General features: G+C 70.0%; 10 protein-coding genes. 5 read left to right on the top strand and 5 right to left on the bottom strand.

The window, feature by feature from the left end; genetic code table 11:
• A partial coding sequence (locus tag GA0115259_RS33205) for a nitrilase-related carbon-nitrogen hydrolase (RefSeq protein ID WP_275940664.1) occupies positions 1 to 288 on the top strand: 288 nt, incomplete at its 5' end.
• Between the two features lie 98 nt (positions 289 to 386).
• On the opposite strand, the gene GA0115259_RS33200 is transcribed toward GA0115259_RS33205, so the two are convergent.
• Together GA0115259_RS33200 and GA0115259_RS33195 are read right to left on the bottom strand one after the other, a co-directional pair.
• Positions 387 to 800 carry a DNA-binding protein gene (locus GA0115259_RS33200; RefSeq protein WP_093603823.1) on the bottom strand — a complete coding sequence of 138 codons (414 nt, stop codon included), beginning with the start codon at positions 798 to 800 and terminating at the stop codon, positions 387 to 389.
• A complete protein-coding gene (locus tag GA0115259_RS33195; protein ID WP_093603821.1) occupies positions 782 to 1066 on the bottom strand; it encodes a hypothetical protein in 285 nt (94 codons plus the stop codon). Before GA0115259_RS33195 ends, GA0115259_RS33200 begins: the two co-directional genes overlap by 19 nt.
• Positions 1067 to 1190: 124 nt before the next feature.
• Here GA0115259_RS33195 and GA0115259_RS33190 point away from each other — a divergent pair, with 124 nt between their 5' ends.
• A complete protein-coding gene (locus tag GA0115259_RS33190; RefSeq protein ID WP_093603819.1) occupies positions 1191 to 3116 on the top strand; it encodes an NHL domain-containing thioredoxin family protein in 1926 nt (641 codons plus the stop codon).
• Between the two features lie 29 nt (positions 3117 to 3145).
• On the opposite strand, the gene GA0115259_RS33185 is transcribed toward GA0115259_RS33190, so the two are convergent.
• Together GA0115259_RS33185 and GA0115259_RS33180 are read right to left on the bottom strand one after the other, a co-directional pair.
• Positions 3146 to 4504 (bottom strand): M18 family aminopeptidase, encoded by a 1359-nt coding sequence (locus GA0115259_RS33185; RefSeq protein WP_093603817.1) that lies wholly within the window; start codon positions 4502 to 4504, stop codon positions 3146 to 3148.
• A gap of 319 nt (positions 4505 to 4823) precedes the next feature.
• Positions 4824 to 6650, bottom strand: a complete 1827-nt coding sequence (locus GA0115259_RS33180; protein ID WP_093603815.1) for an acyl-CoA dehydrogenase — start codon at positions 6648 to 6650, stop codon at positions 4824 to 4826.
• A 169-nt stretch (positions 6651 to 6819) separates the two neighbouring features.
• Between GA0115259_RS33180 and GA0115259_RS33175 the strand changes: the two genes are divergently transcribed.
• From GA0115259_RS33175 to GA0115259_RS33165, 3 genes are all read left to right on the top strand, one after another.
• Positions 6820 to 7323 carry an SseB family protein gene (locus GA0115259_RS33175; RefSeq protein WP_093603813.1) on the top strand — a complete coding sequence of 168 codons (504 nt, stop codon included), beginning with the start codon at positions 6820 to 6822 and terminating at the stop codon, positions 7321 to 7323.
• Positions 7324 to 7492: 169 nt separating this feature from the next.
• Entirely contained in the window at positions 7493 to 8440 is a 948-nt protein-coding gene (locus tag GA0115259_RS33170; RefSeq protein WP_093603811.1) for a pirin family protein, read from the top strand.
• 187 nt (positions 8441 to 8627) lie between these two features.
• A complete protein-coding gene (locus tag GA0115259_RS33165; protein WP_093603809.1) occupies positions 8628 to 9671 on the top strand; it encodes an AI-2E family transporter in 1044 nt (347 codons plus the stop codon).
• On the opposite strand, the gene GA0115259_RS33160 is transcribed toward GA0115259_RS33165, so the two are convergent.
• Positions 9666 to 10813, bottom strand: a 1148-nt coding sequence (locus GA0115259_RS33160; protein ID WP_161230530.1) for an ATP-binding SpoIIE family protein phosphatase, incomplete at its 5' end; no start/stop codon positions are given. The genes GA0115259_RS33165 and GA0115259_RS33160 overlap by 6 nt on opposite strands.

Below are 10813 nucleotides of genomic sequence, written 5' to 3'. Positions count from 1 at the left end.
CCGGCGCGGCGCCGCGCGCACTGGACGCTGCTGGCGCAGGCGCGCGCGGTGGAGAACCAGTCGTACGTCCTGGCCTGCGCCACCGCCGGAACCCACGCGGGCGTGGAGCAGTCGGGCCACAGCATCGTCGTGGATCCCTGGGGCGAGGTACTGGCGGAGGCGGGCCCGGACGAGGAGAACCTGACGGCCGACCTCGACCTGACCCGTGTCACCACAACCCGCGCCCAGTTCCCGGCCCTGAAGGACCGCCGCCTGGGCCTGACCCCACCACCCCACCTCCGCGCCTGACGGGGACCCGGCGGTCTTGGACTCGGCGGCCTTGGACTTCGACGGCCTTCCCTCGGTTTCCTTCGGTTTCCCTCGGCCGGCCGGTTCGACACAGCGGTTCACACGGCGACGATTCTGACCTGTTCGCCGCACAGCTTGGTCATGTCATCGACGTCGGACGTCAGTATGACCACGGGACGATGCTGCCTCAGCGCGGTCACGGCCACAGCCGCGTCGATGGCGTACTTGTGGCCGTGCAGCCCGCCCTCCATCAGCAGCTCCGTGGCGGCTTTCGCCTCGTCCTCTCCCACGGCGACGACTCGAAGACCGGAAAGGACCCGGCCCAGCCGGGCCTTGTCCGTGCGGGCGTGCACCGCCTCGATGACGGTGAGCGCGCAGATCACGGTCTCCATGCCCCGTTTCCGCGCTTCGGCGACCAGCGCGACGGTTGACTCGTCGTCGCTCAGCAGCCTGGACAGACCTTCGCTGTCCAGGACGAGTGTTCCCTCGTGGCTCAACTTGCGGCGGGCCACTGCTCCTCCTCGGCGAACACCTCGTCGAAGACCTGACGTGCCCGCCCCTGCGCGGCCTCGGAGACCGGCCCCTTGCGGCGCTCGTAGTCGGCCAGATATTCGTCCAGGATCTGCCCGCGCAGCTCACGCTCCACGGCGGTGGTGATGAACGCGGAGAACTCCCGCTTGCCGACCCGCGCGCGGATCGCCTCGGCGGTTCCCTCGGGCAGGGAAAGGCTGACGCGGGTCGCCGGTCCCTCGCCGATGCTGTATGCCTTCTCAGTCATGGCCAGATTTTATCAAACGAGTAGGAAATGCTCTCGGGCCGGGCACGGTGGCCCTTCGGCCGGGCGCGGCGGCCCTTCGTAAGGCCGTGATACGGCGTTCATAGCCGGATGGCACCCTTGTTCCATGAACGATGCCGTCCCCGCGCCCGTCTCCGTGCCCGCTCCCGCCTCGGCGCCCGCTCCCGCGTCCTCGTCGCGCCGTGTTCGTGTCCGTGCTCCCGAGCTGGTCGGGAAAGGCGGCTGGCTGAATACGGGCGATACCTCGTACACCCTTGCCGACCTGCGGGGACGCATCGTCATTCTGGATTTCTGGACCTTCTGCTGCATCAACTGTCTGCATGTGCTGGACGAACTGCGGGAGCTGGAGGAGAAGCACCGGGACACCGTGGTGATCATCGGTGTGCACTCGCCGAAGTTTGTGCACGAGGCCGAGCATCAGGCCGTGGTCGACGCCGTCGAGCGGTATCAGGTGCATCATCCGGTGCTGGACGATCCTGAACTGGCGACCTGGAAGCAGTACGCCGTACGGGCCTGGCCCACGCTGGTGGTCATCGATCCGGAAGGGTATGTCGTCGCCCAGCACGCGGGTGAAGGGCATGCGCATGCCATTGAGCGGCTGGTCGAGGAGTTGGAGGCCGAGCACACCGCGAAAGGCACGCTCAGGCGCGGCGACGGGCCGTACGTTCCGCCGGAGCCGGTCGCGACCGATCTGCGGTTTCCCGGGAAGGCGCTGGTGCTGCCCGGCGGGAACCTTCTCGTCTCCGACTCGACCCGCCATCAGCTGGTCGAGCTGGCGCCGGACGGCGAGACGGTCGTACGGCGGATCGGCAGCGGCGAGCGCGGCTTCGGGCCGGACTCGTTCAGCGAACCGCAGGGACTCGCCCTGCTGCCCGACGGCAAGGTGATCGTCGCGGACACCGTGAACCACGCGCTGCGCACCTACGATCCGGCCGACGGCGCGATCGAGACCGTCGCCGGGACCGGCAGGCAGTGGTGGCAGGGCTCACCGACCGCCGGGCCCGCCCTGGAGGTGGATCTCTCCTCGCCGTGGGACGTCGCCTGGTGGGCCGGACGGGTGTGGATCGCGATGGCCGGCGTCCACCAGCTCTGGACGTACGACCCGGCCACCGGGACCGTCGAGGTCGCGGCCGGCACCACCAACGAAGGGCTGGTGGACGGGCCGGCCGCCGAGGCGTGGTTCGCCCAGCCCTCGGGGCTCGCGGCGACCGAGGACCGGCTGTGGATCGCCGACTCGGAGACCAGCGCCCTGCGCTGTGTCGAGCGGGACGGTGATGGCGGCGGTGACAGTGATGGCGGCGGTTCCGGTGCCGGTGCCGGGTTTGTCATTCGTACGGCCGTCGGTACCGGGCTCTTCGACTTCGGCCACCGCGACGGCGCCGCCGGACAGGCCCTGCTCCAGCACCCGCTGGGTGTCACCGCGCTGCCCGACGGCTCCGTCGCTGTCTCGGACACGTACAACCACGCCCTGCGCCGTTACGACCCATCGACCGGCGAGGTGACCACGCTGGCGACGGATCTGCGCGAGCCCAGCGACGCGGTGCTCGTCGGCGAGGACATCGTCGTGGTCGAGTCCGCCCGGCACCGGCTGACCCGGCTGCGGCTGCCCGACGAGGCGGTGCGCGTCGAGGCCGTCGCCCATCGCACCCAGCGCGCCGCCACCGATGTCGCGCCGGGCGCGCTCCGGCTGGAGGTGGTCTTCACGGCGCCGAGCGGTCAGAAGCTCGACACCCGCTACGGTCCCTCGACGCGGCTGCTGGTCTCCGCCACGCCGCCCGAACTGCTGGTGGACGGCGGCGGTACGGGTACGGAGCTCAGCCGTGAGCTGGTGCTGGCCGATGTCGTCGACGGCGCTGACGGTGTCACGGAGGGCGTGCTGCATGTCTCCGCGATGGCGGCCTCCTGCGACGACGATCCCGCCAACGAGTACCCGGCCTGCCATGTCCATCAGCAGGACTGGGGTGTTCCCGTCCGTGTCACGGAGTCGGGAACGTCCCGTCTGGGTCTCGTACTCGCCGGGCTCGACGCGTAGCCGGGCATCGGTCGGAGGCGGAGGCCCCGTCAGCCCTCCAGGAACGCCACCAGCGCGTTCGCCAGCAGATACGGGTCGTCCGCGCCGCACAGCTCGCGCGCGCTGTGCATGGACAGGATCGCCACGCCGATGTCGACGGTCTGGATTCCATGCCGGGCCGCGGTGATCGGGCCGATCGTCGTACCGCAGGGCATCGAGTTGTTGGATACGAACGTCTGCCAGGGCACGCCCGCCTTCTCGCAGGCCGCGGCGAACACGCCCCGGCCGCTGCCGTCCGTCGCGTACCGCATATTGACGTTGACCTTGAGGATCGGGCCTCCGTTCGCGCGCGGCTGGTGCGTCGGGTCGTGGCGCTCGGCGTAGTTGGGGTGTACGGCGTGGCCGGTGTCCGACGACAGACAGATCGTGCCGGCGAAGGCCCGCGCCCTGTCCTCGTACGTACCGCCGCGGGCGAGCACCGAGCGCTCCAGCACCGTGCCGAGCAGCGGGCCGTCGGCGCCGGTGTCCGACTGTGAACCGTTCTCCTCGTGGTCGAAGGCGGCGAGGACGGGGATGTACGGGAGCGACGGCGTCCCGGAGCCGTCGGCACCGGCACCGTCCCCGGCCGTGCCGCCTGAGCCTGTTCCGGTCCCGGAGCCGGTGGCGACGGCCGCCAGCGCAGCCGTGCCCGCGTGCACCGACAGCAGATTGTCCATCCGGGGCCCGGCCATCAGATCGCGGTCGCGCCCGAGATAGGCGGGCGGCTCTATGGCGTGCAGCATCAGGTCCCAGCCGGTGATGTCCTCGGCGTCGAGCCCGGCCTCGTCGGCCACGAAGCGGATCAGCTCGCCCTCCTCCGGCTCGCCGAGGCCCCAGATCGGCTGCATGTGCCGCTGTCGGTCCAGCTTGAGACCGTCGGTGTTGACCGAGCGGTCGAGGTGCGGCGCGAGCTGCGGTACGCGCAGCAGCGGGCGGTCGAGACTGACCAGCCGGTGCGAGCCGTCCCGCAGGGTGAGCCGGCCCGCGAGTCCCAGATCCCGGTCCAGCCAGGTGTTGAGCAGCGTCCCGCCGTAGATCTCGACGGCGATCTGCCGCCAGCCGTACGAACCGGTGTCCGGCAGCGGTTTCACCCGCAGATTGGGCGAGTCCGTATGGGCGCCGACGATCCGGAAGGGAGTGTGCGGCGCGGCACCTTCCGGTACGAACCAGGCGACGATCGCGCCGCCCCGGAGCACGAACCGCCCGCCTGCCGACCCGTCCCAGGCGTCCGTCTCCAGCACCTGCCGGAAGCCGGCCTTCTCCAGGCGCTCCGCGGCGTTGGCCACCGCGTGGTACGGCGACGGGCTGGCCGCGAGGAAGGACATCAGGTCGTCGGTGTGGCCGCGGTCGAAGCGGGCGGAAGTGCTCATGGGGTTCACCATAACGACGGCCCAGGACACCGGACCCGTCACCGGCTGCAACGGCGTCCGCCGGGGCGGGACAAGCTCCGCACATAGGGAGAACAGGCACGGACGAAAGGCCGACGGAGGTCGAAGGACGGTCGAGAGGCGGTCGAAAGAGCGCCACCCCGCGCCGCCATGCGCCGCCATGCGCCCCCGCACGCCCCCAAGCGCCGTCCCCGCGCGGGGTCCCGTGGCGCGGACGCCGGTGCCGCCCGGCACGGAAATGGGGCACCTCCTTACGGAGGAGGTGCCCCATACGCATGCCCGCCGACGGCCCACCCGGACCCTAGAACGCCGCCTCGTCCAGGTCCATCAGGGAGTCGTCCACCGACTCGGCCAGCGCGCGCTGCGTCGAGACGTCCGGCAGGACATTCGTCGCGAAGAACTTCGCCGCCGCTATCTTGCCCTGGTAGAACGCCACATCCTTCGTCGCGGCCGTCTCCAGCTTCTCTGCCGCCACCGCCGCGCCGCGCAGCAGCAGATAGCCGACGACCACATCGCCCGAAGCCATCAGCAGCCGCGTCGTGTTGAGCCCGACCTTGTAGATGTTCTTGACGTCCTCGCCGGTGGCGGTGAGGTCCGTCAGCATCCGGCCGACGATCGCCTCCAGATCGGCCGCGGCCTTCGCGAGCGCGTCGCGGGCAGGCGCCAGCTCCGTACCGCCGGTGCCGACGGCGAGGAACTGCTTGATCTCCTCGGCCAGCGAGTTCAGCGCCTGGCCCTGGTCCCGGACGATCTTCCGGAAGAAGAAGTCCTGGCCCTGGATCGCCGTCGTGCCCTCGTACAGCGTGTCGATCTTGGCGTCCCGGATGTACTGCTCGACCGGGTACTCCTGGAGATATCCCGAGCCGCCGAAGATCTGGAGGGCCTGCGCGAGCTGTTCGTACGAGCGCTCCGAGCCGTATCCCTTCACGATCGGCAGCAGCAGATCGTTGAGCCCGTGCAGCGCCTTCGCGTTCTCGCCCTCGGCCTCCTTGACGGCGATCTCGTCCTGGACGGAGGCGGTGTACATGACGAGGGCGCGCATGCCCTCGGCGTACGCCTTCTGCGTCATCAGCGAGCGCCGTACATCGGGGTGGTGCGTGATGGTGACCTTGGGCGCGGCCTTGTCCGTGAACTGGGCCAGATCCGGGCCCTGGACACGTTCCTTGGCGTACTCCAGCGCGTTCAGATAGCCGGTGGAGAGCGTGGCGATGGCCTTCGTGCCGACCATCATCCGGGCGAACTCGATGATGCGGAACATCTGGCGGATGCCCTCGTGCTTGTCACCGATCAGCCAGCCCTTGGCCGGATGGCGGTCGCCGAAGGTCAGCTCGCAGGTGTTGGAGACCTTGAGGCCCATCTTGTGCTCGACGTTCGTGGCGTAGACGCCGTTGCGCTCGCCCAGCTCGCCGGTCTCCTGGTCGAACTCGTACTTCGGTACGAGGAAGAGCGACAGGCCCTTGGTGCCCGGGCCCGCGCCCTCGGGACGGGCGAGGACGTAATGGAGGATGTTCTCCGACATGTCGTGCTCACCGGAGGTGATGAAGCGCTTCACGCCCTCGATGTGCCAGCTTCCGTCCTCCTGCTGGACGGCCTTCGTACGGCCCGCGCCCACGTCCGAGCCCGCGTCCGGCTCGGTGAGGACCATGGTGGAGCCCCACTGCCTCTCCACGGCGATCGCGGCGACCTTCTTCTGCGCCTCGTTGCCCTCCTCGAAGAGGACGCCGGCGAAGGCCGGGCCCGACGCGTACATCCACACGGCCGGGTTGGCGCCGAGGAGCAGCTCCGCGTAGGCCCAGATCAGGGAGCGCGGCGAGGTGGTGCCGCCGATCTCCTCGGGCAGGCCGAGGCGCCAGTACTCGGAGTCCATATAGGCCTGGTAGCTCTTGCGGAAGGCCGCGGGCACCGGAGCCGTGTTGGTCTCCGGATCGAAGACCGGAGGCGTGCGGTCGCCCTGCGCGAACGACTCCGCGAGATCGTTCTCCGCGAGGCGTACGACCTCTTCGAGGATGCTCCTGGCCGTCTCCACGTCCATGTCCGCGAACGGTCCCGTGCCGTACAGCTTGTCGCGCCCGAGCACCTCGAAGAGGTTGAACTCGATGTCGCGGAGATTCGACTTGTAGTGCCCCATGGCGACGACTCCGTAGGTTCCGTAGGTGAGGAAAAGACCAGTAGGCGCGGGTACCGGTAAGTAGCTCCGATGATGCTACCCATCGGTAATAAGATGCAACCCCGATCCGGTTTCTGTGACGAGGTCGACGGGGCTTCCCGGGACGGTATTCCTCAGTACTCTTGCGGTCATGTACGGCTACGACCAGACTCCGGGCGCTCAGCAGCAGTACGTGCACCCGCCGCAGCAGCCGCCACCGCAGCAGCATCAGCAGATGGGCGGTGCCGGCGCGGGCGTCGGCGGATACGGCGAACAGCCGCTGTATCCGGAACCGTCGCCTCCGTCGCTCGGTGACGCGGTGCGCGCGTTCACCACCGGGTCGCTGTCGGCCGAGGACTTCCAGCAGATCTTCGCGACGTCGAAGGTGTACTGCCCGCGCGGCGACAATCCCGGCTTTCTGGCGCTGCACAACACGCAGCAGCCGGTGATCCCGATGTTCAGCACGCTCAAGGAGCTGCGGCGGTACGCGGGCAAGGAGTCGAAGTACTTCGTGATCACGGGTGCGGAGGTGATCGATCTGCTGCCGACGGGGTACGGGTTCGTGCTCGACATGGAGGGCGACCACCGGATGGTGTTCGACGCGAAGGCGGTCGAGCAGATGGTGGACTTCGCGATGCGCCGTATGTACGGCTGATCGCGCGCGGCGGCTGATCGCCGCTTTTCCTGAGGCTTGCTGAGGCTGAGGCCCGTACCGATCCGGTACGGGCCTCAGTCGTGTGCGCGGGCCGGGCGGGAATGAAGTGAGCCTTGCGTGATGTTCACCGTTCAACTAAATTGAGGCAGGACAAACCGAGGAGGCCCTCATGCCCGCTGTGACCGTCGAAAACCCGCTGACCCTGCCCCGGGTGGCGGCTCCGGCCGACGCCGTGGCCCGTCCCGTACTCGCCGTCACGACCGCGCCCAGCGGTTTCGAGGGCGAGGGCTTCCCGGTGCGGCGCGCGTTCGCGGGGATCAACTACCAGCACCTCGACCCGTTCATCATGATGGACCAGATGGGTGAGGTGGATTACGCGCCGGGCGAGCCCAAGGGCACGCCGTGGCACCCGCACCGTGGCTTCGAGACCGTCACGTATCTGATCGACGGAACCTTCATCCACCAGGACAGCAACGGTGGCGGCGGAACCATCCAGAACGGTGACACGCAGTGGATGACGGCGGGCTCGGGGCTGCTGCACATCGAGGCTCCGCCGGAGTCGCTGGTGATGTCCGGCGGGCTCTTCCACGGGCTCCAGCTCTGGGTGAACCTGCCGGCGTCCGACAAGATGATGGACCCCAGGTACCAGGACATCCGCGGCGGTCAGGTCCAGCTCCTGACCTCGCCCGACGGCGGCGCGCTGCTCCGGGTGATCGCGGGTGAGCTGGACGGACACCAGGGGCCCGGCATCACGCACACGCCGATCACGATGATCCACGCGACGCTGCGGCCGGGCGCGGAGGTGACGCTGCCGTGGCGGGAGGAGTTCAACGGTCTCGCGTATGTGCTGGCGGGCCGCGGCTCGGCGGGCACCGACCGGCGGCCGTTCCACATGGGCCAGACGGCGGTCTTCGGCGCGGGCGGCTCACTGACGGTACGGGCCGACGAGTCCCAGGACTCGAACACGCCCGACTTGGAGGTCGTACTGCTCGGCGGCCGTCCCATCCGCGAGCCGATGGCGCACTACGGCCCGTTCGTGATGAACAGCCACGCGGAGCTCCAGCAGGCCTTCGAAGACTTCCAGGCCGGCCGCCTGGGAACGGTCCCGGCGGCCTGACGGCAGCGCACGCGTAACCCTCACCCCGGGGATCTCGTCCCCGGCACCTCCCTCCGCCGTGCGGCAACGCCACGCCGCACGGCGGAGGCATGCCCGGGGCCGGGCGGTCGGGCGGGCAGTGCCTGGGCCGGGTGGAGTAGGTCCGGGGGACAGGGTGGGTGGGGCGTGGTCGGGTGGAGGGGTGGAGATGTTTTCGCCGTCCGTCCTCCCGGAGAGCGCCCGACGCCTCGCCGCCTGGTGTGCGGTGGCGCTGGTGGTGTCCGGGGTCGGGGCCGTGGGGATCTGGCTGACCATCACCTTCAAGACCGCCGTCACGCCCGTACTGCTCGCCGTCCTCGGCACCGCGCTGCTCGGCCCGTTCTACCGGCGGCTGCTCGCGATGCGGCTCAACCGGTCGCTCGCCGCCGGGCTGACCTGTGTCGCCGTCGTGGCCGTGGTCGGCGGAGCCGGATATATCGTCGTCAGCGCGCTGGTGGACAGCGGCGACCAGATCGTCTCCTCGCTCAAGCAGGCCGGGAAGGATCTCAGCAGGCACTTCGGCGCGGCCGGCACCTCGCTGGACGATGTGGCGGGCCACGCCAAGTCCCTGCTCGGGAAGTTCGGCGCCACCGCCGCCTCCGGCGTGCTCACCGGTATCAGCGTTGTCGGTGAGCTGATCGCCACCGCCGTGCTCGCACTGCTGCTGATGTTCTTTTTCCTCCGGGACTCCCACAAGGTGGCCGACTCCCTGCGGTCGTTCGCCCCGAGCGAGACCGGCGAGGCCGTCGAGGCCATGGCGCGCCGCGCGTTCGAGGCCGTCGAGGGCTTCATGCGCGGCACCACCGTCATCGCCCTCATCGACGCGGTCTGTATCACCATCGGCCTGCTGTTCCTCGGTGTGCCCGGCGCCGTCGGGCTGGGCGCGCTGGTCTTCGTCGGCGCGTACATCCCGTATCTCGGCGCTTTCCTCTCCGGCACCGTCGCCGTGCTGGTCGCCCTCGCGGACCGTGGCTGGGTGACCGGGCTCTGGGCGCTCGGCGTGGTCCTCGCCGTACAGGTGCTGGAGGGCCATGTGCTCCAGCCGATGATTCAGAGCCGTACGGTCCAGATGCATCCGGCCGTGGTGATACTGGCCATTACGGCGGGCGCCAGCGTCGCCGGGATTCTGGGCATACTGCTGGCCGTACCGCTGACGGCCGCGGTGTTCGGCGTGTTCTCCGAGCTGCGCACCCGTTACGGCCCCGCCTCATAGAGGCGTTTCGGACACCCCGTCCGGGCTCTCGTTCCCGCACTCGTACAGCTCGAACCAGATCGACTTGCCCTCGCCGCGCGGATCCACGCCCCACGCGTCCGCCAGCATCTCCATCAGCACCAGCCCCCGCCCGCTGGACGCCAGCTCGCCCGGCCGTCTGCGGTGCGGCAGTTCGTCGCTGGTGTCCGCGACCTCGACGCGCAGCCGGCGGTTGCCCTGCTCGCCGATCGCCTCGGCGAGCAGCAGCGCGTCGTTGTCCGTGTGGACCAGCACATTGGTGAGCATCTCGGAGACCATCAGCTCCGCGGAGTCGATCTGTTCGCCGGACGCCCAGTCGTGCAGCAGATCGCGCACCTGCCGGCGCGCGCCCGCGACCCGCTCCGGCTCGGCCTGCGCGACGGTCAGCGCGGTCCGCCGTGTCGTCCTGTGCACACCACGGGTCGGCGCCCGGTCGCGGGAGAGCAGCAGCAGCGCGATGTCGTCCTCGCGGCGGTCCGCGAGCGGCCCGGTCGTGTAGTGCGAGGTGGGCCCGTGTACGGCCTGGACCAGCGCGTCGGCGAGCTTCTCCAGCGATTCGCCGCCGTCCTCCTCCAGGACGGGCCGCAGCCGCGCCCAGCCGGTCGCGAGATCGTGTCCGCCGGTCTCGATCAGCCCGTCCGTACAGAGCATCAGCGTCTCGCCGGGCTCCAGATCGAGCCTGGTCGTCGGATAGTCGGAGTCCGCCTCGATCCCGAGCGGCAGCCCGCCCGCCGTCTGCAGTACGACCGCCGTCCCGTCGGACGTACGGATCACCGGATCGGGATGGCCGGCGCGGGCGATGTCGAGCGTGCCGGACTCCGGATCGACCTCCAGATAGAGACAGGTCGCGAAGCGCGGGCTGCTGAGCGAGTGCTCGTCCTCGCTGGGCTCCGCGGGCGCACCCGCGGCGCTCCGGCCCGGTCCCGGATAGTGCTGGAGCCCGGCGAGGAAGCGGGAGGCACGGGAGAGTACGGCGTCGGGCCGGTGGCCCTCGGAGGCGTACGCGCGCAGGGCCACCCGGAGCTGGCCCATCAGCCCGGCCGCCCGTACGTCATGGCCCTGGACGTCCCCGATGACCAGCGCGAACCGGCCGCCGCCGGCCCGGCCGCCGGAGCCACGGCCCG

The organism is Streptomyces sp. MnatMP-M17, assembly GCF_900091995.1.
GTDB lineage: Bacteria > Actinomycetota > Actinomycetes > Streptomycetales > Streptomycetaceae > Streptomyces.
This window is presented reverse-complemented; position numbering and strand designations above follow the sequence as displayed.